Raw genomic sequence first — 23,655 nt, forward strand, 5'->3', positions numbered from 1 at the left:
GAGGCACCGTGTGTCTAGCCCGACATACACCCTGAAGCTAAACCCCTTGATTTAGGCCGAAGTATCGATCCACCACCCTTTTCCGCAAGAGGAGGCTTTGACCCGGAACATCCCGGCATGGCTAACTTAGGAACACCTGCCCCCCTCAACGCCACCGGATTATCCTGTATGACCCGCCCCCCGCACCCGGACCGACAGAGCAGCCTTCCGCAGGCACAGCCGACCGGCGGGACCTCGCACCTTTCATCTCCGGCACCTCTGGCGGATGCCTCTTTTATCGGTCATCACCAGCAGATTGACCGGGCCCTGCATTATCTGCAGCAGGCCAGCCTGACGTTCTGCAGCGAATCGGCAGAGGGGCCGGATCTCCCGGCACCCGACCTGATCAGCGCCCTGTCCGGCGTGAAAGAAGCCGCAGCCGAACACTTTGCACACGAAGAAAAACTGATGGAAGACACCGGCTTCGATCAGACCGATGAACACCGGCAGACCCACCGCTTTTTCCTGACGCTGATCCAGATGGAAATGGATGCCCTGCTGCGGGGCAAGCCAGTACAGGGCGATCCCCTGTGTCAGACACTGCAGAGCTGGCTGATCGCGCATTCACGCCATCAGGATGCTGAACTGGCCTTGTTTCTGTGCCGAGGCGGGCCGGATCTGAAGCTGTCGTTCTGATCCCCGCACCCATCAAGTTCCCGGCATTGGCCGAACAGGTAATGTCCGGCGGAGAACAGACTGCGACAGCCTGTTACCAGGTGCGCTGACGGCCCCCGTCCTGCACGCCGATCAGCTTATCAGCCGGGTGATTGCTGGGCTGGGCATAGCAGGAGACATTCCCCAAAGTCCGGTAACAATACAGCGGCTGCGTGACCGGATCGTTCTCGTAAGGCTGAACACACCAGTGACCGCCCTGTTCGGCGCGGACACTGGAACAGTCCTCGCCGGTCGCCCAGCCGGTCACATGGTCAATCACGGTTTTATCAGTGGCAATCACCGTCACCGGATCAATCGCCGCCACCCCCGGAGGAATGTGCGATGCACAGCCGGACAATACCAGCAGCGCCAGAAGACCCAGAACCGGGGCGGAATGGCGCCCCCCCGGGAAGGATCCCGGCCCGATGCTCATGATCTTCTGCGGACGGTCCTGCATTGCCTGCCGTTCTCCGTAAACTGCGTCCGGCCCCGTGCCGCTGTGGCAGCCTGCCCGGAAAGCCGGGCGGGGGACCTATACAAGAGCCTTATGCGTTCAGCACCGCAACCGGGCGCTTTAAGCAGTGTAAGCAACCACAGTCTGGCACGGTAAAGTTAAGGAACCCTGAAACTCCCGCAGCCTCGGCATGAACCGCTGATACACTACAGATTGCCTCCTCTGCCCACACGCACTATGGTGGGCACCTTCCGTGCGGAGGAACCGCTGCGGGCTGCAGGGCTGGCCCTGATTGCCAGAAGCCTGACCCGACGCAGACCCCCGCATGCAACGCACACCCCTGTGTTTTGAAGACTGACCATTGATGAGGACCCCGATCCGTGGCTGACAGGACTCCCGATCACCAGCAAGACGCCCTCTTCCGCGAAGTGGATGATGATCTGCGGCATGAGCAGATCAATAAGCTGTGGAAGGCTTATGGGTCGTGGATCATCACCGCTGCGGTTCTTATTGTCGCGGTCGTCGCGGGACACGAAGGCTGGCAGGCGTGGCAGCGGTCAGTCCGCAATGACGAGGCCCGCACCTATGAACAGGCCCTGAGCAGACTTCAGGCCGGGGAAGATGCCTCTGCCGCCCTTACCGCCATCGGCAAGACCGGCACCACCGGCCACCGTGATCTGGCCCGCCTGCAGGAAGCGGCCCTGCTCCTGAAACAGGGCAAAGGGACTGAGGCTGTCGCCGCCTATCAGGCACTGTATGCTGACAGCAAGACGGATAAGGTCTTTGCCGATCTGTCCCGCATTCTGGCCGTACAGCATGGCATGGACCTGCCGGGGGCTGATGTGAAGGCACTGGAATCGGTGCTGACTCCGCTGCTGGATCCCGCCAGCCCGTTCCGTCATCTGGCCGCGGAAGCCAAGGCCCTGCTGGCGCTGCAGGACAAGCGCGTTGAGGATGCCAAAACCCAGCTGAATGCCCTGTTCGCTGACCGCACCACCCCGGCGGGGGTCCGCAGCCGGGCCCGCGACCTGCTGTCCGCACTTGGTGCGGAACCGGCGCAGGGTTAAGTCATCTCGGTTGATATGGTCTGGGGCACCCGTCACGGGTATGTGGAGTAGAAGAATGACGGTCCGTCGTTTGCTGCCTGTTTCCGGTCAGACCCGGCTTTCGGGAGAAACCCGGCATGGGGTGGCCCCGCACCGGGGCCGCCGCCTGTCCGCCGCTGCGGTTGCCCTTGTTGCCCCGCTCATCCTGTCTGCCTGTGGCGATTCGTGGTTAGGTGGAGACACCAAGCCGCCCCTGCCGGGCAACCGGATCTCTGTCCTTCAGCATGAAAACAGCCTGAAGCCGACACAGGGCGGTGGCCCGGTGGAAATCCGCCTTCCTGCCCCGGAACCCAACGAGGACTGGCCGCAGGCCGGTGGATACAGCCACCATTCCATGCAGCACATGGAAATCGGCGCCGCCCCCCGTGAGGACTGGACCACCAGTGTCGGAACCGGCAATGCCAAGCGCAGCGCCGTCATGGCCGAACCGGTGGTCGGTGAGGGCCGGGTCTACGCGGTTGACGCCCAGGGCCGGGCAACGGCGCTGGACGCCAAACGCGGATCCACCCTGTGGTCCGTCGATCTGGCCCCGGATGACGAGGACGACAACGCCATCATCGGCGGCGGCATCGCCTATGACGATGGCCGGGTCTTTGTCACCACTGCCTATGCCGAGGTCGTCGCGCTGGATGCCGCCACCGGCAAAGAACAGTGGCGGCAGAAAGTGACCGCCCCGGTCCGCGCCGCCCCGACAATCAATGGCGGGCGCGTGTTCGTTGCCACCCTTGATAACAAGGGGCTGGCACTGGCTGCCGATGACGGGCGCATCCTGTGGACCTACTCCGGGAACGAAGAAGGCGCGACCGTTCTTGCCGCCGCAGCCCCGGCGGTTGACAACGGCGTGGTGGTGTTCCCGTTCTCCTCCGGCGAAGTGGTCGCCCTGCGGGTCGATACCGGGGCACCCCTGTGGAACGACAGCATCATCGCCGCCCGCCGCACCGATGCGACCGGCACGCTGGCCTCTATTGCCGCCCGCCCGGTGATCGACAACAACCGGCTGTTCGTCATCGGTCACTCCGGCCTGATGGTCGGGATTGATATGCGGACCGGCGACCGGTCGTGGGATCTGGAGCTGTCGGGCCTGTCCCAGCCGTGGATTGCCGGGGACTATCTGTTCGCTGTCTCCGTCGATGCCCAGCTGGTGGCGGTTGATGCCCGCAATGGCAAAATTCTGTGGGTGACCGCCCTGCCCCTGTGGCAGGACGACGAAGACAAAACCGGCCGCATCCTGTGGACCGGCCCTGTCCTTGCCTCTGACCGGCTGATTGTCACCGGATCCCATGGGGAAGCGATGTCGGTCGATCCCTATACCGGCAAGGTCATCGGCCGCATGGATATGCCCGATGGCATCAACCTGCCACCGGCCATCGCCGGGAAAGCCCTTTACTTCCTCAGCAACAACGGCGATATCGTCTCGTTGCGTTAACTGCGGCTGGCGGCGGCGGGGTTTCCCTGCCGCCGCAGGTCTGCTCCTGATACCCCCCTGTTCCTCCCGGTGCGCCCTGCCCGGGGGGCTGTTCTTTTTTCCAGAGTATCGCCTCCCATGAGTTTCACCGTCGCCATCATCGGCCGTCCCAATGTCGGCAAATCCACGCTGTTCAACCGTCTGGTCGGGCGGCGTCTGGCCATCGTTCACGATATGCCGGGCGTGACGCGGGACCGTAAGACCCACAAGGCCGTTCTGGCTGGCATGGAGTTCACCGTGATCGATACGGCTGGTCTGGAAGACACGCTGGACGACTCGCTGGAAGGCCGGATGCGCCAGCAGACGGAAGCGGCACTGGATGAAGCTGACGTCGTCCTGTTCCTGATCGACGCCCGTGCCGGGGTCACCCCGCTGGACGCCCACTTCGCAGACCTGCTGCGCCGCCACCCGACCCCGGTGATCCTGTGCGCCAACAAGTGCGAAGGCCGGGCCGGGGCACCGGGGCTGTTTGAATCCTATGGTCTGGGTCTGGGCGAGCCGGTCCCGATTTCTGCCGAACACGGCGAAGGGATGATGGACCTGTTTCAGGCTCTGCTCCCGTTTGCCCGCGCCGCTGGCGTGGAAGAAGAAGAGCAGGAAAAGCAAGAGTTCGAGCCCTTCCCCGATGACGGGGAAGACGCCCCGGTCGGCGCTTCGGTGGTGCGGGAAACCGGCGACGGTGCCGATGACGACCGCCCGGTCGCGGCGGCCGGAAGCAGCGATGATGATGACGATGACGACTGGGAAGGCCCCGGCGACTATGAGGAGGAGGACGAAGAGTTCCCGCCTTATGAAGAGCCCGGCCGCCCGGAACGCCCGCTGCAGCTGGCGATCGTCGGTCGCCCGAACACCGGGAAATCGACGCTGATCAACCGCCTGCTGGGCGAAGACCGCCTGCTGACCGGCCCCGAGGCCGGGATCACCCGCGATGCCATTGAAGTGGACTGGGAATGGCGGGGCCGGCGGATCCGTCTGGTTGACACCGCCGGTCTGCGCCGCCGTGCCCGCATTGATGACAGCCTTGAAAAGCTGATGGTCGCCGAGACCCTGAACGCCATCCGCATGGCGGAAGTGGTGGTCCTGATGCTTGACGCCAATATGGTGATGGAAAAGCAGGACCTGACCATCGCCCGCATGGTGATCGACGAAGGGCGCGCGCTGGTGATCGCCGTCAACAAGTGGGATGCAGCCGACAACCGGGGCGAAACCATCCAGCGCCTGAACGACCGTCTGCAAACCTCGCTGCCGCAGGTGCGCGGGATTCCGACCGTTACCATTTCCGGCCTGAAGGGCCACGGACTGGACCGGCTGCTGGAAAGCACCTTTGCCATTCATCGCGTCTGGAACAGCCGCGTCGGGACCAGCAAGCTGAACCGCTGGCTGAACGAAATGACCGAGCGGCACCCGACCCCGCTGTCGAAGCTGGGCCGCCGGATCCGTCTGCGTTACATGACGCAGGTCAAGACCCGTCCGCCGACATTCGCCATCTTCGCATCTAAGCCCGATGAGCTGCCGGACAGCTATATGCGCTATCTGGTCAACGGCCTGCGCGATACCTTCAGCATGGATGGGGTGCCGATCCGCATCTACATCCGCAAGCCGAAGAATCCTTACGCCAATAAGTAAGGTCTGAACGGGGAAGATCGCAGGGTCTTCCCCGTTCTGCTGTCCGTGCCCGGCTCAGAGGGGGGCGGTTTCCCGCTCCCGCAGATCCTTACGGCGGATTTTCCCGGTCGGCGTCATCGGCAGACTGTCCATGAACTCAACGGCCCGGGGATAGGCATGGGCCGCCATCCGAGTTTTCACAAACATCTGGATCTCTTCCGCCAGCGCCGGATCCCCCTGCAGTCCGTCCTTCAGAACAATAAAGGCCTTCACGATTTCAGTCCGGACCGGGTCGGGCACCCCGACCGCCGCAGCCATCGCCACAGCCGGGTGCTTCATCAGGGCATCCTCCACCTCGCCCGGGCCGATGCGGTATCCGGCAGAGGTGATGACATCATCATCCCGGCCCAGAAACCACAGATAGCCGTCGCCATCCTGCTGCCCCAGATCACCGGTCAGCAGCCAGCGGCGCCCGTCAGCAGCGGTGACGAACTTGTCCTCGGTCGCCTGCGGATTGTTCCAGTACCGCAGGAACATCACCGGGTCCGGTGCCTGCACGGCAATACTGCCGGTCTGCCCGGCGGGCAGCGGAGTCCCGCCGGCATCAATCACCGCCACCTCATGACCAAAGATCGGCTGCCCCATTGAGCCCGGTTTGACCGGCGCCACAGAGGCACAGTTGCCGACAATCAGATTGCATTCGGTCTGGCCGTAGAACTCGTTGAGTGTCAGGCCGAAGGTATCCTGTGCCCAGTCGATCAGTTCCGCCCCCAGAGTTTCCCCACCTGAGCCGATCGAACGCAGATGATAACCAAACCGCCCGCGCGGAGCCTCCACCTGCCGCATCAGTTTCAGGGCGGTCGGCGGCATAAAGACATTGCGCACCCGGTGGCGGGCCATCAGGGCAAAGGCCTCTTCCGGGTCAAACTTGCGGGCCCGGTGTGCCAGCACCGGTACCCCGTGATGCAGACTCGGCAGCAGAACATCAATCAGGCCGCCGATCCATGCCCAGTCTGCCGGGGTCCAGAACAGATCATCCGGCTGCGGGAAGAACTCGTGCGGCAGCTCCACCCCCGGCAGATGCCCCAGCAACACCCGATGGGCGTGCAGCGCCCCCTTCGGCTTGCCGGTGGTCCCTGAGGTATAGATGATGATCGCCGGATCATCCGCCAGCGTCTCCACCGGCACAAAACCACCGGCAGCCTGTCCGACGGCATCCCAGAAATCTGTGGTGCCAGCCCCGCCGCCGACACAGAGAACACTGCGCAGACCCGGCAGATCCGCCCGCAGATCAAGTACCCGGTCACGGTTTGCGGCATCAGTGATCAGCGCCGCTGCTCCGCAGTCGTTCAGCCGGTAAGACAGGGCTTCCGGGCCGAAAAGCGTAAACAGCGGAACCGCAATCGCCCCAAGCTTGTAGGTCGCGATATGACTGACCACCGTTTCGTAAGACTGTGGCAGAAAAATACCGATCCGGTCCCCGGCCTGTATCCCCTTACCCCGCAGCACGGCGGCCAGCCGGTCAGAGTCAGCCTTCAGACTGGCAAAATCATGGACCCGGACCGTGCCGTCGGCCTCTTCAATAATCACGGCCGGGGCCTGCGGCCGCACCAGCGCGTGGCGGTCGCAGATATCGACACCGATGTTATAGCGGTGTGGAATGGCCCAGCGGAACCCTGCCCGCCCGGCGGCCCAGGTCTCAACCCGTTCAAGCATTGACGTTTCCTCGGTTTCTTTTTGTGGGGGAGCCGGTGCCTGCAGCGGGAAGCCCGCCACATTACCTTTTCGTTATTTTGGTGACCTATAGGTAAATCAGATTGGCGGCAGGTGACCGCATACAGTAAAGTACGGCAGAACAGGGAGGACCACCAAGCGTCCTGAAACAATGCCCCCAGTCACTCAAACCCAGAGGGATCCGATGCCGCTGCCCAAAGCCCTTGATGGCCGTCTGCGCCTGCCCGTTGTTGTCGCCCCGATGTTTCTTGCCTCGGGCCCCGATCTGGTCACCGCCTGTTGCCGGGCCGGGGTGGTCGGCACCTTTCCGGCCCTGAACCAGCGGACCACGGACGGCTTTGAAGACTGGCTGAAGACGATTGAAGCGGCGCTGACCCCGCAGGATGCCCCCTTTGGCGTCAACCTGATCGTCCATAAGACCAATCCCCGTGTTCAGGCGGATCTGGAAGTGATCGTGCGCCACCGGGTACCGCTGGTGATCACCAGCCTTGGGGCGGTGAAGGACGTGGTGGATGCGGTCCACTCCTACGGGGGGGCGGTGTTTCATGACGTAACCAATCTGAAGCATGCCCGCAAAGCCATCGCCGCCGGAGTGGATGGACTGATTCTGGTGTGTGCCGGAGCCGGGGGCCATGCCGGAACCCTGAATCCCTTCGCTCTGCTCAGTGAAATCCGGGCGGAATTCGACGGCACGATCCTGCTGGCGGGCACCCTGTCCACCGGGGATCAGATTGCCGCTGCCCGACTGCTGGGGGCAGATCTGGCCTATATGGGCACCCGCTTCATCGCCACGCAGGAATGTGCGGCCCAGCAGGATTACAAAGACATGCTGATCAGCGCCGGGGCGTCTGACATCGTTTATACCCCGGCGATTTCCGGCATTCCCGCCAGCTTCCTGCGCCAGAGCCTTGAGAATGCCGGGATCGACGCCGCCCGTCTGGCCGAGCGCCCCGATATTGACCTGCATACCGAGCTGAACAGTGAAGCCAAGGCCTGGAAGACCATCTGGTCTGCCGGTCAGGGGGTCGCCGCCATCCACGATCAGCCCACCGTTGCCGATCTGGTCACGCGGCTGGAACGGGAATACCGCTCAACCCTTGGCAGGGCAGCCACCCTGCTGGAAGAAACAGCGGTTCCGGCCTGACCTGTTCCCCCTCTACACAAAAAACCGGGCCGGAGATCCCCTCTCCGGCCCGGTTGCCCTGCACACGGTATGACCTGCTGGCGTTTTATTTGATCGGGGCGGCCGCCTCGCGCGCCCGGTAGACATCCAGTCCTTCCAGCACCACCCCGTCAAAGCCGAGATCCATGATCCCGGCAAACGTTTTCCCGAGGATCGCCTGCCACTCAGGATTCCAGTACTGAACCTCAAAGGCACCGGGCTGCGACAGAATCGGCAGCTCCAGCCAACGCGGCTCTCCGACCTTCCAGTCACTCTTCCAGTAATATTTGGTATCAAAGGCGTGGGTAATGTCCATCCGCGCCAGAACCAGACGCCGGGCCCCCAGCTTCTTGAACTTCAGCGCCCGCACCTCTGCCGGGGTCAACGGCTCGACATCCCGGTAGAAAGGATCAATGGCGATGATGTCGAAATTGGTGGCCTGCAGTTGATCGAGCCAATGCTTCTTGCTCGGGGCCCCGCTGTTGCTGTCCAGCAGCAGGAAGTTGCGGCCATCGGCCAGCGTGACCACGTTATCAGCGTTTTCGTTGATCACCGCCGCCATCGACAGATCTTTCAGCGGCCCGCGCCCGGCATCCAGATGCGGGATAATCCCCTGCCGTCGGGCCGTGCGATAGGCATCCGGCAAGGTCTGCGGGGTGCTGCAATGATCTGCAGACAGGACCGTCAGCCCGGTTTCCCGCAGCATCTGGACAAAAGCCGCCGATGCAGTCGGAATTTCCACGCAGAACTGGCCGTCAAGAATAACGCCGTCAATCAGCTTGGCATACTGACGCATCACCGTGCCCGCAGGCTCCACCGGAACCTGAAGCCCATCCGTGGTGCGCAGACGCTTCAGTTCCTCCAGCTTGACCTCGTACTCGCCCTTGACGATCAGGCCAAGACCACTGCGGGAAACAATCGAGAAATAGGGGTTTTTATTGCGGGCAAACGTCCCAAGCGCCGTCACGGTCTGGCGCAGGGCATTGCGGTAATCAGGCACTTCCAGCGGGGCTGCCGGGCTGGTTCGCAGCGGATCAGCCCCCGGACCACGCGGCGGGGGCTGCTGCGCCCCGACCGGAGCCGACAGCAGCAGAACAGATGTGAGTGCCGCCAGCACCGCACCCCGGCCGCACCAGAAGCCTGCGTTTCCTGTCCGTGTCCGTCTGCCCACCTTAACCCCTCACTGTCATCTCAGGCTTCCGCCACATATCCCGTCACCAGACGCCCCAGCGCCAGAGATGCGGTTAATCCCGGCGACTCTATGCCGTAAAGAGTAAACAGACCGTCTACTCCGGTCTGTGATGGCGTCTGGACCATGAAATCTTCAGCCGCCGCCCGCACCGGGTGGGGCTTGGGGCGGCATCCGGCATAACCGGGGGCAAGCGCCCCGTCGGGCAGACCCGGCCAGTACCGGCGCACCGCATCATAAAACACATCGCCACGACGGGGCGCGACCTGATAATCGACCCGGTCAGGGTCTGCATGGTCCAGCCATTCCACATCCGGCCCAAACCGGCCACGCCCGCCCATATCGACGGTATAATGCACCCCAAGCCCGCCATTGACCGGCACCGGATAGACAAGCGTGCGGAACGGGGGGGCCGTCGTCAGATCAAAATAGTTGCCCTTGGCCAACGACAACGGCGGCACCGAGGCCGGATCAACCCCTGCGATTGACTGCGAAACCCGCTGCGCCCACAGCCCGGCACAGTTGACGACCACCCGCGCTTTCAGCGTCATCGGCTCAGCGCCGCCGCAGTCAAGGCGGATTCCGTCCGCTTCCGCCGCCCCCGACAGCACCGGGGTATTCAACGCCAGCATCGCCCCGTGATCTTCGGCAACCCCCAGATAGCTGAGCATCAGCCCGTGACTGTCGATGATCCCGGTTTCCGGGGACTGCAGGGCCGCGACACAGGACAGCGCAGGCTCCATCGCCATGGCCTGCGCTCCGCTGAGGCGCAGCAGGTCAACCCCATTGGCAGCCGCCTTACGGTGCAGCCCGTCCAGAGCCGCCGCCTCGGCGTCATCGGTGGCGACAATCAGCTTTCCGACTTTCCGGGCTGTCACCCCGCGCGCCGCACACCAGGCATACAGGGCCTGTCGGCCTTCGACACACAGGCGGGCCTTCAGGCTGCCTTCCGGATAATAAATCCCGGCGTGGATAACCTCGGAATTACGGGCACTGGTGACCATGCCGATCGCCGGTCCGGCCTCAACGATGATCACATCCCGCCCGGCCTCTGCCAGCATGGCGGCAACCGCCAGCCCGACCGCTCCGGCCCCGATGACCACAACATCAACCTGTTCCATCTGCATTCCGATCCTGTCGTCCGCACCCGGATAAAGTCGTTATGCCGCAGAAAAGTCCAGCAAAGCCGGGGCACGCTCGATAATCGCCTCCAGAATACGCGTGGCCTGATCCTGACGGCGATGGGTCGCCGCATCAATCAGGGCGTCGTAGCGCGGATCCTCCAGAAACTTGCGAGAATCATAAAGGGTTTTGATTTCCCTGACAAAAATCTCCCGCGATCCCAATGGCAGATGATCTTCTCCGGCCAGCGCCTCCAGAAAACGCAGGGATGTCTCCAGCAGCACCGACCAGATCGCCACCGTCAGCCGGTCAAACTGCGCCTGCAGGGTATCGCGCTCCGGGCCGTGATAAAGATCAATCCGCCGCTCGATAACGATCGAAAAGGCCCAGCATTCCGCCGCCACATCCCGGCAGCGCATAAAATCGGCATACCGGCTGCGCCCCGGCCGCCCCATTGCCCCGCCCCGGCTCCAGCGGGACAGATCACTCAGGTCTTCGGTTTTGGTCTGCAGGATTTGCAGAAATCCCAGAATTTTCTCGCGCTCGGGGTCAAAGAAGGCCCCGGCGCGGGGCGGTGCGACCATCGTGGCCTGCTCAGGCATTCTCGTCGCTCATTACGTATCACCCCGTTGACAGCCTCCCAGCCACTCTCCTGTAAGTTTGTGGGCAGGCAGACGTTTTCTATTCATGCTGTTCTATCCCAGTTTCCCCAGCCGGAGCAATCGCGATCCCGTCAGGCTTGCGGGGCATGCCGCAGCGGGGTAGGACTTATTTCCTCTGATGTTCGGCCCGGACTCCCCACTATGTCGAAACAACCTCTTTACGCGACACGGCATTCCGTCTGCCCCCATGACTGCCCCAGCGTCTGTGCGCTGGATGTCGATCTGGTCGCCCCGGACCGGGTCGGCCGTCTGCGGGGCGCGCCCCAGCCTTATACTGATGGGGTAATCTGCGCCAAGGTCGCCCGTTATGAGGAACGGGTGCATCACCCCGACCGCCTGATGACGCCGCTGAAGCGGACCGGCCGCAAGGGTGAGGGCGCCTTCACCCCGGTGTCATGGGACGAAGCACTGGATACCGTCGCCACCGCCTTCCGCCGTGCAGCGGAAGAGCATGGCCCCGAAGCCGTATGGCCATATTTCTACGCCGGGACGATGGGGCTGGTACAGCGCGACGGGATTGAACGGCTGCGCCACGCCCTGCGCTACTCCCGTCAGCATTCGACCATCTGTGTCGGCACCAGCACCCCCGGCTGGGCTGCTGCCGTCGGCAAGGGTACCGGCACAGACCCGCGGGACATGGCGGAGTCCGACCTGATCGTGATCTGGGGGGCTAACGCCGTCCACACGCAGGTCCATGTGATGAACTGGGTGCAGAAAGCCAGAAAAGCGCGTCATGCAAAACTGGTGGTGGTCGATCCCTACCGTACGGCCACGGCCGAAAAGGCCGACCTGCACCTGATGCCGATGCCCGGCACCGATGCGGCACTGGCCTGTGCGGTGATGCACGTGCTGTTCCGTGACGGTCATGCCGACCGTGCGTGGATGGCACAGTACACCGATGTCCCGGCGGAACTGGAAGCCCATCTGCAGACCCGCACACCGGAATGGGCCGCCGCCATCACCGGCATTCCGGCTGATCAGATCGAGGCCTTCGCCACCCTGTACGGCAGTACCAAGCGCAGCTTCCTGCGACTGGGCTACGGCTTCACCCGCAACCGGCTCGGGGCCGTCAGCATGCATGCCGCGGCCTGCCTGCCCTCTGTCACCGGGGCGTGGGCCCATCCCGGCGGCGGGGCACAGTATTCCCTGTCCGGCGATTTCGGCGTTGACCGCACTCTGGTGCAGGGGCTGGATGCGGTTGACCGCAGCATCCGTGCGCTGGACATGAGCCGGATCGGCCCGGTGCTGACCGGAGACCGCCGCGACCTTGGCGACGGCCCGCCGGTGACGGCAATGATCATCCAGAACACCAACCCCGCCGCTGTGGCCCCCCATACCGCACTGGTGCGGCAGGGGCTGGCGCGGGAGGACCTGTTCCTCTGCGTCCACGAACAGTTCATGACTGAAACCGCCCGCTACGCCGATATCGTTCTGCCGGCCACCATGTTCCTCGAGCATGACGATATCTATGCTGCCGGGGGCCATCCGTTCCTGCAGGCCCACCGCGCGGTGATGCCTGCCCCGGGGGAATGCCGGTCAAACCACGACGTGATCTGTGCGCTGGCCGCCAGACTGGGGGCTGAGCATCCCGGTTTTGCCCTGTCAGCGTGGGAGCATGTCGATCACATGGCCCGCAGCGTCGGCCTGTCCGGTGGGGATGAGCTGATCGAAAAGCGCTGGGAATTCCGGGGCCGCAGCGGTGATGACGCCCGTTTCCGGTCCGGCTTCCCGCATCAGGATGGCAAGTTCCACTTTGCCCCCCACTGGGAAAACTACGGCCCCTTGCATGAGCAGCTGCCAAAACTGCCCGACTTTGTGCCGATCATCGACATGCCCGATGATGATCATCCGTTCCGGCTGGTGGCGGCCCCGTCGCGCAATTTCCTGAACACCACCTTCAGCGAAACCCCGACCAGCCGGAAGCAGGAGCGTCAGCCGACCGCCCTGATCCACCCCGATATCTGTGCCCGCCTTGGCCTGACGGACGGCGGCCGGGTGCGGATCGGCAACCGCCGGGGCAGCGTGGTGGTGGCGGTACGGGCCTTCAGCGGCCTGCAGGCCCAGACCGTTGTCGTTGAAGGCATATGGCCAAATGATGACTTTGCCGATGGGAATGGTATCAATACACTGGTATCGGCAGAACCGGCCCCGCCAAATGGGGGAGCAGTGTTTCATGACACTGCCGTTTGGCTGCGGGCCGAAGCCGTGTCATAAAGGCACCGTTATGCATGCGGGGGCAGAACGCCCCCCGGCAACGGATCGCCCCATTGGTCTGGGTGTAACAGGGCAGGAACCGTCCCGATGAGTCAAAACTCCGCTCATGTGATCGTCGTCGGCAACGAGAAAGGCGGATCCGGTAAATCCACTGTCTCCATGCATCTGATCGTCAGTCTGCTGCGCGGGGGCCTGCGGGTCGGGACCATTGACCTTGATGCCCGGCAGGCCACCCTGACCCGGTATATTGAAAACCGCAAAACCTATGCTGAAAAACACGGCATCACCCTGCCGATGCCGGAACATTATCCCCTGCTGCCCTCCGGCGACCAGCCCCGCGATGAAGAGATCCTGCGCGGGATCATCCGCGACCTGCAGACCCGCTGCGATACCATTGTCATCGACACGCCGGGGTCCGACACCTACCTGTCGCGGGCCGGGCACTCCTACGCCGATACCCTGATCACCCCGCTGAACGACAGCTTCATCGACCTTGACGTGCTGGCCCGGGTCGATCCCGATACCATGCAGATCAAGGGCTACAGCCATTACGCCGCGATGGTCTTCGAGGTCAAAAAGCGCCGCGCCGTGCGTGACGGCGGTCAGATCGCCTGGGTGGTCCTGCGCAACCGCCTGTCGCACCTGACCGCCCGCAATAAGCAGGATATGGAACGGCTGGTGGCTGAACTGTCGGACCGCCTGCGTTTTGTGCATATTCAGGGGCTGGGGGAACGGGTGATCTTCCGCGAACTGTTTCTGACCGGCCTGACCCTTCTGGACCTGAACAAAGACGGGGTGCAGCTGGAAATGAACCTGTCTCACGTTGCCGCCAAACAGGAGCTGCGCGCCCTGCTCGACGCCATCGGCAAGGCCCATGCCAAGCTGACCGGCGCAGCCTGATCCGGGCCGGTCCATGCTGTTCTCCCTCCTCGTCGGCGCCGCCCTGATCATCGGGGTGATGATCCTCGGCAACTGGCTGATGCGATCCCCCCCCGGCAGTCTGAAACGCCGTCTGGGCGGTGGCCTGATTCCGCTGCTGCTGGTGATTGTGGCCGGACTGGCCCTGACCGGGCGACTGGGGCTGGCACTGGCGACACTGGCCGCTATGGCACCGTGGGTGATGCGCGGCATGCAGATGTGGCAGGCCGGGCGAATGATCCGGGATCTGTTCACGCGACGCCGGCCTGATGAAGGCCCCGGCATCCCCCCCGCCCCACCCGGTGCCCGGATGAGCCGAGAGGAGGCCCTGCGGGTTCTCGGCCTGCCGGAGGGATCGGGCGAGGCAGAGATCCACGCGGCCTATCGCCGCCTGATGTCGCAGCTACACCCCGACAAAGGCGGAACCGACTGGATGGCCGCCAAGCTCAATGAAGCCCGCGACCGGCTGCTGGGCGGAAAATGATCCTTCCCCACCGGGGCCGCCTGCCCGCTGCCGTCAGATGAAGCGCTGGCCCTGCACATCAAAAAAAGGCGCGCCTCCGGTACCGGGGCGCGCCTTTTCTCTCGCCGAAAACCGGATCAGGTGTCAGCGCGGAAACCCTGCGCGACCAGATACAGTTCCGGGCTTTCCTTACGGCTGGACAGCGGCTTGACGTGCTTTACCGACGGGCAGCGCTTTTTGACTTCCGTCAGCAGCTCGTTGATCGCCCCACCGTTAAACACCTTGCAGATGAAGGTGCCGCCGGGGGCCAGTACTTCCTCGGCGAACGCCCAGGCCACTTCCAGCAGCGCAATGATGCGCAGATGGTCGGTCTGCGGATGGCCGGTGGTCGGGGCAGCCATGTCAGACATCACCACATCGGCCCGCCCGCCCAGCGCCTGCTTCAGCAGGTCAGGGGCCTTGGGATCGAGAAAATCGAGGGTGATACAATGGGCACCGGGTATCGGCCCCCATTCAAGAATATCAATCCCCACCACGGTACCGCCACCGGGCTGCCCGGCTTTGGTGCGGTCAACCGCGATCTGGGTCCAGCCACCGGGGGCCGCGCCAAGATCAACCACCTTGATCCCCGGCTTCAGGAAGGTGAACTTCTCGTCCAGCTCGATCAGCTTAAAGGCAGCACGGGACTTATAGCCACGGGCCTTCGCCTCTGCCACATAGGGGTCATTCAACTGCCGCTGCAGCCACAGGGTCGACGAGAGTTTGCGCCCCTTGGCCGATTTGACATGCACGGACTTCATCCGCACGGTCGGCAGAGCGCTGGACTCCCCGGATGAACCGGATGATGAGGGGCCGCCGCTGCGACCGGCGGGACGGGAACCGGAACGCGGTGCACCGGGACGGGTAGGCTTCTGCGCCATGAACGTTAAATCGCGATCAGTTGTGAAGTGGGAAAAACAGGTGTGAACGGACGGCGGGACACCGTCGGCGACTGACCCAGAAGATCAGTTTCGCCCATAAGCCCCAAAAGCATCCCTTCGCGCAAGCCCCGGTCGGCGACGGTCAGCCGCCCCATTGGCCACAGCGCACAGATGGCTTCAAGAATTGCACAGCCCGCCAGCACCAGATCAGCCCGCTGCGGCCCGATACAGGGGGAATCAGCCCGCTGACGGTGGCTCATGCCAGCCAGAGAGCGGGTCAGGCGGGTAATGTCCGAAAAATCAATACAGATCCCGTCAACCGCCGCCCGGTCATAGCGGCCCAGCCCCAGATGCAGGCCGCCCAGCGTGGTACAGGTCCCGGACGTGCCGAGCATCTGCGCTTCCCCCCGGGCAATCGCCAGGCCGATCTGATGCCGGTCCTCGAACGGACGGAGACTGGCGGTGACATGATCCATCACCGCCCGGTAGGTGCGGCTGCACAGATCCCCGCCGCCACAGGCCTCGGCCACCGTCACCACTCCCAGCGGCAGAGTGGCGAAGCCTTCAATACAGGGATAGGGGGAATCCGTCAGCTTGACCCACAGCAGTTCGGTGGAGCCGCCGCCGATATCGAACACCAGCGCGTAGGGCTGATCGCGTGTCAGCAGGCTAGCACAGCCCGCCAGCGCCAGCCGGGCTTCTTCGTCGGCGCTGATACACTCCAGCGAAATTCCGGTCTCTTCCTTCGCCCGGGCGATGAACTCCTGCCCGTTGACCGCACGGCGGCAGGCCTCGGTCGCCACATTGCGCGACACCGTCACGCCACGGCGGTCCATTTTATCGGCACAGCGCTTCAGGGCATCAATGGTACGGACCTGCGCCGTTGACGACAGGCTGCCGGTCACGGCCAGCCCTTCGCCCAGACGGGTAATGCGGGAAAAAGAGTCTATCACCCGGAACCCTTCGGCATCGGGGTGAGCAATCAGCATCCGGCAGTTATTGGTGCCAAGATCAACAGCAGCGTAGGTTTCACCGCAGGCATGATGACGCAGAGACCCGGCCCGCAGACCGTCAGCCCCTTTGTCTGACGCGCCCCCGGTGTTACCGGCCCGGCCAGCGGTCCGTCCTTTGCCTCGCTGCATTCCCTGCACCTATCACCTGTCTCCGTCACTGCTGCACCGGCCGCCGGAAACTCCTGAGCGGCCATCGGGACCCTTTATCAACGGAGCAGTCCGCTCCTGCAAATATCTAGGTCTCTATCGTAGCCTTTCCAAGAGCAGGACGGAAGCCCCGACCACACACGGTTTTCCGGGGCATCGGCCCTCCCGGAAAAACGGCTTTTCAAAAAAATTCACATTTTTTGAAAAAAGGGCTTTGCAGACCCGAAAAGTCGCGCTATAAGACCGGCCTCGCGACGATGCAGCGAACGAAGACGAAGCGAAAACGGCAACCGCCGAAACCGTAAAAGTCTAAGGGAAGCAACAGAGTAGCGAACCCTGATGGGGGATAGTTTAACGGTAGAACAGCGGACTCTGACTCCGTTAGTCTTGGTTCGAATCCAGGTCCCCCAGCCAAAGCAAAAACCCCGGCCCACAAGCCGGGGTTTTTCGCATCTGCCTTCCGGGCACCCGCAGGCCGCACAGTGCCGGGTGCCTTCCCGCTCAGCCCCGGACCCTGCCCCGCGATGACCACTGCCGCCACCTCGATCACCCTGCCTGCGGACACCACGCGCTTCCTGCTGCGCCTGTCGCCGGAAATCCTGCTGAAATCACAGCAGGTCCGCCGCCAGTTTCAGGAAACGCTGCGACGGAATCTCCGGACCGTGCTGACGCGTGAGGGAATCGACCACACCATGCGGCACTATCATGGCCGCATGATGCTGGATGTCCCCCGGACGATGCGGGCCCGCACCCGGGACCTGCTGCCCAAGATCTTCGGCCTCGGCAGCTTTTCTGTGATTGATGCGCAGGTGGAAAACACCATGGAGGCGATCACCTCCACCATGGTGTCGCTGTATGCCGATGCCATTCGGGGCAAGCGCTTTGCGGTGCTGGCGAAGCGGATCGGTCCGCGGGTGATCTCCACCCGCGAGGTGCAATATATCGGCGGCGGGATGCTGAAGGACCTGACCGGCGCCACCGTGGATCTGGATACCCCGGAGGTGCTGATCCGCGTCGATATCACCGAGGAAGGGACCTATCTGTTCTGTGACCGCGTCGAAGGGGCCGGCGGGCTGCCTGCCGGAACTCAGGGCAAGGTGGTGTCGCTGGTATCCGGCGGCTTCGATTCCATGGTGGCCTCGTGGCAGATGATGCGGCGCGGCGCCCGCATGGACTTTGTACTGTGTAATCTGGCCGGGGCAGCCGCTGAGCGGATGGTGCTGCAGGCGGTCAAGGTGCTTTGCGACCTGTGGGCAGCCGGGCTTCAGCCGCGCTTCCATATCATCGACTTCCAGCCGCTGCTGGCCGATATCCGGACCCATCAGAAGCAGTCGTACTGGCAGATCACCCTGAAACGCCTGATGTACCGGGTCGCGGAAGGGGTTGCCGCCGATATCCATGCCGGGGCGATTGTCACCGGCGAGGCCCTCGGCCAAGTCTCTTCACAGACCCTTGCCAATCTGGTGACGATTGATGCCGCCACCAGTATGCCGGTGCTGCGCCCGCTGATCGGCATGGACAAAAAAGACATCATAACGCAGGCACGCTATATCGGCACCGCCCCGATTTCAGAGCACGTGCCGGAATACTGCGGCATCACGCCGACCAAACCCGCCACCTCCAGCACTATTGAGCGGGTCGCCCGGGGCGAAGCCAATATGGACCCGGCACTGGTCGAAGCGGCGGTCCGTGACCGCAAGATCATTGACGTCAACGGCGTCACCGCTGCCGATCTGCGGACCCCGTATCTATGGGCGGACAGCCTGCCGGAAGGGGCCCGCCTGATTGACTGCCAGCCGCCGGAATTCTACCGTCACTGGCACGCCCCCGGGGCCCTGCACTACACGGTCGAAGATCTGAAGCGCCTGTATAAGGAAGTGCCGAAGGACGGCACCTACATTCTGTACTGCCACCGGGGGGTGCTGTCGGCGGTCATGGCAGAACACATGCAGCAGCGCGGCTATGCCGCCTACGCCTACCGGGGCGGGCTGAGCAGCCTGCGGACGGAACTGGGCTTAGACGGGTTCGAGTTCTGAGACACACCGCGCCTCTTCTGCCTCTGCCTCTTCCGCCACGGCCGCAATCACCTCAACCCGGTTGCGGCCGTTTTCCTTGGCCGCATACAGGGCTATATCGGCCTGCCGGAGCATTTCCTCCAGACTGTCACACAGACCGCAGAAGACGCCAAAGCTGGCTGTGATGGGAATCCGCACCCCCTCATGCTCAACCACCATTGACTGCAAACCAATCCGCAGACGGTTGAAAAACGGTTCGCTGTCCGCATCGTTCATATTCACGGCCGCGATGGCAAATTCCTCGCCACCCAGACGGGCCACCAGATCCGTCTGACGGCAGGAAGACCGCAACTCAGCGGCCACGGCTTTCAGCACCACATCCCCGGCATCGTGACCATAGGTGTCATTGACGCGCTTGAAGAAATCGACATCCACCATGGCAACCGTCAGGGTCAGCCGGTCGCGTGCCGCACTGGCGAACAGGGTGTGGCCGGCCTCAAAGAAGAAACGACGGTTATGGATGCCTGTCAGCGCATCTTTGGTCGCCATTTCCGTCAGGGTCTCAACCATATCCAGCACCCGCATGTTCTGGGTGATGCGGCAGAAAAACTCTTCGCGCAGAAACGGACGGTTGATGAAATCATTCGCCCCGTACTTGATGAATTTCGCCGACAGCGCCCCATCCCCCCCGGCGGACAGACCGATGATCGCCAGACGGTCACGGCCATGGCTGCGCCGCATTTCGCGCACCATCGCCACCCCGTCCATCTCAGGCATGTGGTAATCGGTCAGCACCAGCCGGATGTCAGGATGCTCTTTCAGCATCCGCAGCCCATCCCGGCCATCGACCGCCTCAAACACCTGAAAACGGTAACTGCGCAGCAGATCAGTCATATACCGGCGCACGGTCGAGGAATCATCGACCACCAGTACTTTGGTGGTCAGATTCCGTTCGATCCGCTTGATCAGATCCATCATGTAATCAATGCTGGAGACAGAATCCTTCACCACGTAATCAATGATATCCTGCGCGAACAGCTGCTCCCGCATCGCCTCGGAATAAATACCGGTAAAAACAATGCAGGGCACGGACTGGCTGAGAAGCCATTCAACGGCTTCGCCATTTTCAGCATCCGGCAGCACCACATCCACCAGAGCCAGCATAAACGGCTTCTCGGCCGCAGCAACCGCAGCCTTGGTTTCAGCCAGCGACATCGCAGGAACAACTGAGGCCCCCACGCGCTCCTTCACTGCTTTACAGATGATATTGGAGAAGAATTTCGTATCTTCAACAATGAGAATATGAGAAGACTCAGGCATACAAATCCCCGCCGCTCTTCCTTGTCATGCCTGAGGGAAGAGTGCCACACCCCCTTCTTTTGGACCATGCCTTTTTATTGTAATTTTGTCTGACAAATAGACAATTCAGCCACATTAATATCGGCGCATATAAAATGACGGACCCAGCCCTCTCCACAACAGACACCCCGCCGCTGACCATCGGCATCTCATCCTGCCTGCTCGGGCAGAATGTACGCTGGGACCGGGGGCATAAACGCGACAGCTTCCTCTGCGACCGCCTTGGCCCTTATGTCCGCTACGTCCCGGTCTGCCCGGAAATGGGGATCGGCCTTGGCACCCCGCGGGAAACCATCCATCTGGAACAGCGGGACGGTGCGATCCGCCTGCTGGGAACCCGCACCGCTGCCGACCATACCGACGCCATGACCGCCTTTGCGGCAGACACGGTACCGCGGCTGTACGCCGAAGATCTGTGTGGCTACGTCTTCAAAAAAGACAGCCCCAGCTGTGGCCTGTTCCGCATCCGCATTTACGACCCCCGCCCCGGTCATCCACCGGAACGGACCGGCACCGGCCTGTTTGCCGCCGGAATCCGCGCGGCCTTCCCTGATCTGCCGATGGAAGAAGACGGCCGCCTGAACGATCCGCGCCTGCGCGAGAACTTTGTCGAGCGGCTGTTCGCCTACCGCCGGGTGACTGACCTGTTCCGGCAGGACTGGCGGACCGGCGATCTGGTCGACTTCCACAGCCGTGAAAAGCTGGCCCTGATGGCCCACAGCCCGGAGGCCTACCGGGCACTGGGGCAGATGGTCGCCACCGCCAAAGGGCAGGACCGTACCGCCCTTGCCGCCGCCTACCGCAGCCAGTACATGGCCGCCCTGAGCAAACTGGCGACTCCGGGGCGGATGACCAATGTGCTGAATCATATGGCCGGATATTTCCGCCGTGACCTTGATGCCGCCGACCGGCAGGAACTGGCCGACACCATCACCGAGTACCGGAACGGGCTGGTGCCCCTGCTGGTGCCCCTGACCCTGATCCGCCACTATGTCCGCAAATTTGACGTCACGTATCTGGCGCAACAGACATTCCTGTCCCCACACCCGCGGGAGCTGATGCTGCGGAATGCGCTGTAAGCAGGCGCAAATGCGTTTCATTCCCATATTTATTGAAGGACTACTCCAGAGCAGCTAAGGTACCGGCAGTCCCCCGGGGAGGTCTGTATCATGGTGACCCTGCGCCGCGCGCTCTTCTGCCTGTCTCTGCTGCTGCCCCTCCCGCCCGGCATGGCCCAGGCCGCCGGATACTCCACACCGGAAGCTTTGGGCGAGGCCCTGTTTTTTGATACCGCCCTGTCGAAAAACCGAACGCAGGCCTGCGCAACCTGCCATGACCCGGCAGCAGCCTTCACCGACCCCCGGCAAACAAAAGCAGGGGGACAGCTCTCCCTTGGTGATGACGGGCAGTCTTTTGGCAACCGGCACACCCCCAGCGCCGCCTATGCCCGTTACAGCCCGCCTTTCAGCCGGTCTGCGGACGGTGTTTACAGCGGTGGCCAGTTCCACGACGGGCGGGCGGCAACGCTGGAAGATCAGGCGGGTGGCCCGCCGCTAAATCCCAAAGAGATGGGAATGACTGACAAAGCCGCCGTCCGGGACCGGCTGGCCGAAAACCCTGCCTATGCCGCTGCGTTCCCCGCCCTGTTCGGGCCGGGCACGCTCGACAATGCCGACACAGCGTATACCGCCATGACCCGGGCTATTGCGGCTTATGAAAGAACCAAGGACTTTGCCACCTTCGATTCCCGTTACGACAGAGCCCTGCGCGGTGAACTGACCCTGACCCCGGAAGAGGAACTGGGCCGGACCCTGTTCTTTTCCAATCAGTTCACCAATTGCCGACTGTGCCACCAGCTTCAGCCACAGGGCGGAATGGCCGAAGAAACGTTCAGCAACTACCAGTTCCATAACATCGGTGTGCCTGCAAACCCGCAGGCCCGCAGGCTGTTCGGCTACAGCACCGGACAGCGCGATACAGGGTTGGCCGAAAACCCTGCCGTCAAGGACAAGGCTGCCCAGACCGGAAAGTTCAAAGTCCCGACCCTGCGCAATGTCGCGGTCACCGCCCCGTATATGCACAATGGCGTCTTCAAAGACCTTCGCACGGTCATTCTGTTTTACAACACGTTCAACACCCGCAACCCCAAGCGGAAAATCAATCCAGAAACCGGGCAACCCTTTGCCTCTCCTGAATTTCCGGGAACGGTTTCCCTGAAGGAGCTGGAAAGCGGACCCGCGTTGGATGACAAACGGATCAATGCCCTTGTCGCATTCCTCCGCGCCCTGACCGATCAACGATATGAGGCGCTGCTTCCGCCACTATAGAAATCTATCTTTTCTCAATACGCTCAGACGAAAGTTCTCCATCCCGAGAGAATGTGGATTTTGGATCCACGTTCTCTCGGGATCTTTTTTATTTTCTGTTTTTTTAAAGATCAATTTTTAACTTAATAATCCATCAAAATGCTCAAAGACCTGCATTTCATAAATCAAAAGGCTATTGTTACCATTCAGACATATAATCATTACGCTGAAAGAAACACCTTTTAATAAAATCTATCTCTGCAAAACTACTTTAAATTGCATAAAATTACATCGAACCAGATACTTGGTCGCAGGGAAGGTTGGCTCTACAGACTGACTGAGGAAATGTCGGCGGACGCCACACCCTGCGATCGTCCTCAATGCATTACCCATGGTGAAAAAATGTCCACTTTTCTTACCATCAATGTGAAAAACCTTGAGCGTCAGACCCAGAATTTTTACTTTTTCCAGCAACCGTCCATTTATAGCGGTGGACAGCAGGTTTACAGCAACAGCCTGTACTCACAGGCGCTCGGTAATTACAATGACACTGGGGCAATCCTGACGTTCCAGATCAATATGCAGTACTATGCCGGTATTCAGCAGTCGAACCAGCCGCCTGCTGTCGGCCAGTCTTCCGGCTTTGCCTCGGCCAGCCGCGCTATTGATCTGGCTCCTGCCAACGGCGGCAGTGCCAATGACTGGACGACAGCCACTCTGAACCCGCTGGGACTGAGCGCCCCGACAGCCGGGGTCGGCGTACAGCCCGGCGCCTTCCGCATCACCACGCCCAGCTTTTCCCCGCCGGCCATCTACAACGTCGGGTCTGCGGTTCAGGTCAACGGCGGCATCGTGCTGTCAAACTTTGTCGAGGCCAACCCGGCCAGTAACACCGACTGTCAGCCGATTCTGAAGTATTATGTGCAGACCGGACAGTACACGCCGGGTACAGTGATGAATTTCACCCAGTCCAGCATTAATGCGGCAACGGCAGACTTCACCGGTGGCTATACCACCATCAACGTTACCCTGAACCCTGACGGCACTTGGATGACCCAGCCCGTCGGCTGATTACGGCCCGACCGGACGGGGCATACTGCGCTGCCCC

20 protein-coding genes and 1 tRNA gene are annotated in these 23,655 nt (G+C 62.3%); 13 read left to right on the forward strand and 8 right to left on the reverse strand.

Annotation, left to right across the window (positions count from 1 at the left end):
- The first annotated feature begins 168 nt into the window (after nt 1–168).
- Nucleotides 169–675, forward strand: a complete 507-nt coding sequence (locus G365_RS0109475; protein ID WP_019645285.1) for a bacteriohemerythrin — start codon at nt 169–171, stop codon at nt 673–675.
- A gap of 73 nt (nt 676–748) precedes the next feature.
- Here the strand turns inward: G365_RS0109475 and G365_RS22870 are convergent, their stop codons facing one another.
- Nucleotides 749–1,150 (reverse strand): hypothetical protein, encoded by a 402-nt coding sequence (locus G365_RS22870; protein ID WP_019645286.1) that lies wholly within the window; start codon nt 1,148–1,150, stop codon nt 749–751.
- A gap of 377 nt (nt 1,151–1,527) precedes the next feature.
- On the opposite strand from G365_RS22870, the gene G365_RS20960 reads away from it, so the two are divergent.
- The 3 genes from G365_RS20960 (at nt 1,528) to der (ending at nt 5,344) form a co-directional block, all read left to right on the forward strand.
- Nucleotides 1,528–2,214, forward strand: a complete 687-nt coding sequence (locus G365_RS20960; protein ID WP_043741936.1) for a tetratricopeptide repeat protein — start codon at nt 1,528–1,530, stop codon at nt 2,212–2,214.
- 55 nt (nt 2,215–2,269) lie between these two features.
- A complete protein-coding gene (locus tag G365_RS0109490; RefSeq protein WP_019645288.1) occupies nt 2,270–3,679 on the forward strand; it encodes an outer membrane protein assembly factor BamB family protein in 1,410 nt (469 codons plus the stop codon).
- Between the two features lie 117 nt (nt 3,680–3,796).
- Nucleotides 3,797–5,344: a ribosome biogenesis GTPase Der gene (gene der / locus G365_RS0109495; protein ID WP_019645289.1), complete on the forward strand. Its 1,548-nt coding sequence runs from the start codon at nt 3,797–3,799 to the stop codon at nt 5,342–5,344.
- A 54-nt stretch (nt 5,345–5,398) separates the two neighbouring features.
- Here the strand turns inward: der and G365_RS0109500 are convergent, their stop codons facing one another.
- Entirely contained in the window at nt 5,399–7,039 is a 1,641-nt protein-coding gene (locus G365_RS0109500; protein WP_019645290.1) for an acyl-CoA synthetase, read from the reverse strand.
- A gap of 202 nt (nt 7,040–7,241) precedes the next feature.
- Here G365_RS0109500 and G365_RS0109505 point away from each other — a divergent pair, with 202 nt between their 5' ends.
- Entirely contained in the window at nt 7,242–8,201 is a 960-nt protein-coding gene (locus G365_RS0109505) for an NAD(P)H-dependent flavin oxidoreductase (RefSeq protein ID WP_019645291.1), read from the forward strand.
- Between the two features lie 85 nt (nt 8,202–8,286).
- Here G365_RS0109505 and G365_RS0109510 read toward each other — a convergent pair whose 3' ends face one another.
- From G365_RS0109510 to G365_RS20965, 3 genes are all read right to left on the reverse strand, one after another.
- Nucleotides 8,287–9,336 carry a hypothetical protein gene (locus G365_RS0109510; RefSeq protein ID WP_019645292.1) on the reverse strand — a complete coding sequence of 350 codons (1,050 nt, stop codon included), beginning with the start codon at nt 9,334–9,336 and terminating at the stop codon, nt 8,287–8,289.
- Nucleotides 9,337–9,410: 74 nt separating this feature from the next.
- Complete coding sequence (locus G365_RS0109515) at nt 9,411–10,529, reverse strand: NAD(P)/FAD-dependent oxidoreductase (RefSeq protein WP_051089870.1); 1,119 nt, start codon at nt 10,527–10,529, stop codon at nt 9,411–9,413.
- 39 nt (nt 10,530–10,568) lie between these two features.
- A complete protein-coding gene (locus G365_RS20965) occupies nt 10,569–11,132 on the reverse strand; it encodes a hypothetical protein (protein ID WP_019645294.1) in 564 nt (187 codons plus the stop codon).
- A 201-nt stretch (nt 11,133–11,333) separates the two neighbouring features.
- Between G365_RS20965 and G365_RS0109525 the strand changes: the two genes are divergently transcribed.
- The 3 genes from G365_RS0109525 to G365_RS0109535 all read left to right on the forward strand — a co-directional run bounded on the left by G365_RS0109525 (nt 11,334) and on the right by G365_RS0109535 (nt 14,808).
- Nucleotides 11,334–13,406, forward strand: coding sequence for a molybdopterin-dependent oxidoreductase (locus G365_RS0109525; protein ID WP_019645295.1), 2,073 nt, complete (start codon nt 11,334–11,336; stop codon nt 13,404–13,406).
- 87 nt (nt 13,407–13,493) lie between these two features.
- A complete protein-coding gene (locus G365_RS0109530; RefSeq protein WP_019645296.1) occupies nt 13,494–14,306 on the forward strand; it encodes a division plane positioning ATPase MipZ in 813 nt (270 codons plus the stop codon).
- A gap of 13 nt (nt 14,307–14,319) precedes the next feature.
- Nucleotides 14,320–14,808 carry a DnaJ domain-containing protein gene (locus tag G365_RS0109535; protein WP_019645297.1) on the forward strand — a complete coding sequence of 163 codons (489 nt, stop codon included), beginning with the start codon at nt 14,320–14,322 and terminating at the stop codon, nt 14,806–14,808.
- Between the two features lie 116 nt (nt 14,809–14,924).
- Here G365_RS0109535 and G365_RS0109540 read toward each other — a convergent pair whose 3' ends face one another.
- Nucleotides 14,925–15,707, reverse strand: coding sequence for an RlmE family RNA methyltransferase (locus tag G365_RS0109540; RefSeq protein ID WP_169545108.1), 783 nt, complete (start codon nt 15,705–15,707; stop codon nt 14,925–14,927).
- A gap of 5 nt (nt 15,708–15,712) precedes the next feature.
- Nucleotides 15,713–16,849, reverse strand: a complete 1,137-nt coding sequence (locus G365_RS20970; RefSeq protein ID WP_019645299.1) for a Ppx/GppA phosphatase family protein — start codon at nt 16,847–16,849, stop codon at nt 15,713–15,715.
- Between the two features lie 358 nt (nt 16,850–17,207).
- On the opposite strand from G365_RS20970, the gene G365_RS0109550 reads away from it, so the two are divergent.
- Together G365_RS0109550 and thiI are read left to right on the forward strand one after the other, a co-directional pair.
- A tRNA-Gln gene (locus G365_RS0109550) sits at nt 17,208–17,281 on the forward strand.
- Between the two features lie 110 nt (nt 17,282–17,391).
- Complete coding sequence (gene thiI, locus G365_RS0109555; RefSeq protein WP_019645300.1) at nt 17,392–18,903, forward strand: tRNA uracil 4-sulfurtransferase ThiI; 1,512 nt, start codon at nt 17,392–17,394, stop codon at nt 18,901–18,903.
- On the opposite strand, the gene G365_RS20975 is transcribed toward thiI, so the two are convergent.
- Nucleotides 18,883–20,202 carry a diguanylate cyclase gene (locus G365_RS20975; protein WP_081628504.1) on the reverse strand — a complete coding sequence of 440 codons (1,320 nt, stop codon included), beginning with the start codon at nt 20,200–20,202 and terminating at the stop codon, nt 18,883–18,885. The genes thiI and G365_RS20975 overlap by 21 nt on opposite strands.
- Nucleotides 20,203–20,336: 134 nt before the next feature.
- Here G365_RS20975 and G365_RS0109565 point away from each other — a divergent pair, with 134 nt between their 5' ends.
- The 3 genes from G365_RS0109565 to G365_RS0109575 all read left to right on the forward strand — a co-directional run bounded on the left by G365_RS0109565 (nt 20,337) and on the right by G365_RS0109575 (nt 23,618).
- On the forward strand, nt 20,337–21,320 hold the full coding sequence (locus G365_RS0109565; protein ID WP_019645302.1) for a YbgA family protein: 984 nt from the start codon (nt 20,337–20,339) through the stop codon (nt 21,318–21,320).
- Between the two features lie 90 nt (nt 21,321–21,410).
- Nucleotides 21,411–22,568 carry a cytochrome-c peroxidase gene (locus G365_RS0109570; protein WP_019645303.1) on the forward strand — a complete coding sequence of 386 codons (1,158 nt, stop codon included), beginning with the start codon at nt 21,411–21,413 and terminating at the stop codon, nt 22,566–22,568.
- 381 nt (nt 22,569–22,949) lie between these two features.
- The gene (locus tag G365_RS0109575) at nt 22,950–23,618 is read left to right on the forward strand and encodes a hypothetical protein (protein WP_019645304.1); all 669 of its coding nucleotides are present in this window, start codon (nt 22,950–22,952) and stop codon (nt 23,616–23,618) included.
- Nucleotides 23,619–23,655 lie beyond the last annotated feature (37 nt).

Source organism: Novispirillum itersonii subsp. itersonii ATCC 12639, assembly GCF_000381985.1.
In the GTDB taxonomy this organism is placed as follows: domain Bacteria; phylum Pseudomonadota; class Alphaproteobacteria; order Rhodospirillales; family Rhodospirillaceae; genus Novispirillum; species Novispirillum itersonii.

Coding starts and splice junctions, on each gene's coding strand:
- der (WP_019645289.1), top strand. CDS start 3,797: ATGAGTTTCACCGTCGCCATCATCGGCCGTCCCAATGTCGGCAAATCC.
- G365_RS0109490 (WP_019645288.1), top strand. CDS start 2,270: ATGACGGTCCGTCGTTTGCTGCCTGTTTCCGGTCAGACCCGGCTTTCG.
- G365_RS0109515 (WP_051089870.1), bottom strand. CDS start 10,529: ATGGAACAGGTTGATGTTGTGGTCATCGGGGCCGGAGCGGTCGGGCTG.
- G365_RS20965 (WP_019645294.1), bottom strand. CDS start 11,132: ATGCCTGAGCAGGCCACGATGGTCGCACCGCCCCGCGCCGGGGCCTTC.
- G365_RS0109570 (WP_019645303.1), top strand. CDS start 21,411: ATGGTGACCCTGCGCCGCGCGCTCTTCTGCCTGTCTCTGCTGCTGCCC.
- G365_RS20975 (WP_081628504.1), bottom strand. CDS start 20,202: ATGCCTGAGTCTTCTCATATTCTCATTGTTGAAGATACGAAATTCTTC.
- G365_RS22870 (WP_019645286.1), bottom strand. CDS start 1,150: ATGCAGGACCGTCCGCAGAAGATCATGAGCATCGGGCCGGGATCCTTC.
- G365_RS0109530 (WP_019645296.1), top strand. CDS start 13,494: ATGAGTCAAAACTCCGCTCATGTGATCGTCGTCGGCAACGAGAAAGGC.
- G365_RS20970 (WP_019645299.1), bottom strand. CDS start 16,849: ATGCAGCGAGGCAAAGGACGGACCGCTGGCCGGGCCGGTAACACCGGG.
- G365_RS0109475 (WP_019645285.1), top strand. CDS start 169: ATGACCCGCCCCCCGCACCCGGACCGACAGAGCAGCCTTCCGCAGGCA.
- G365_RS0109575 (WP_019645304.1), top strand. CDS start 22,950: ATGTCCACTTTTCTTACCATCAATGTGAAAAACCTTGAGCGTCAGACC.
- G365_RS0109565 (WP_019645302.1), top strand. CDS start 20,337: ATGACGGACCCAGCCCTCTCCACAACAGACACCCCGCCGCTGACCATC.
- G365_RS0109540 (WP_169545108.1), bottom strand. CDS start 15,707: ATGGCGCAGAAGCCTACCCGTCCCGGTGCACCGCGTTCCGGTTCCCGT.
- G365_RS0109535 (WP_019645297.1), top strand. CDS start 14,320: ATGCTGTTCTCCCTCCTCGTCGGCGCCGCCCTGATCATCGGGGTGATG.
- G365_RS0109500 (WP_019645290.1), bottom strand. CDS start 7,039: ATGCTTGAACGGGTTGAGACCTGGGCCGCCGGGCGGGCAGGGTTCCGC.
- G365_RS0109525 (WP_019645295.1), top strand. CDS start 11,334: ATGTCGAAACAACCTCTTTACGCGACACGGCATTCCGTCTGCCCCCAT.
- thiI (WP_019645300.1), top strand. CDS start 17,392: ATGACCACTGCCGCCACCTCGATCACCCTGCCTGCGGACACCACGCGC.
- G365_RS0109505 (WP_019645291.1), top strand. CDS start 7,242: ATGCCGCTGCCCAAAGCCCTTGATGGCCGTCTGCGCCTGCCCGTTGTT.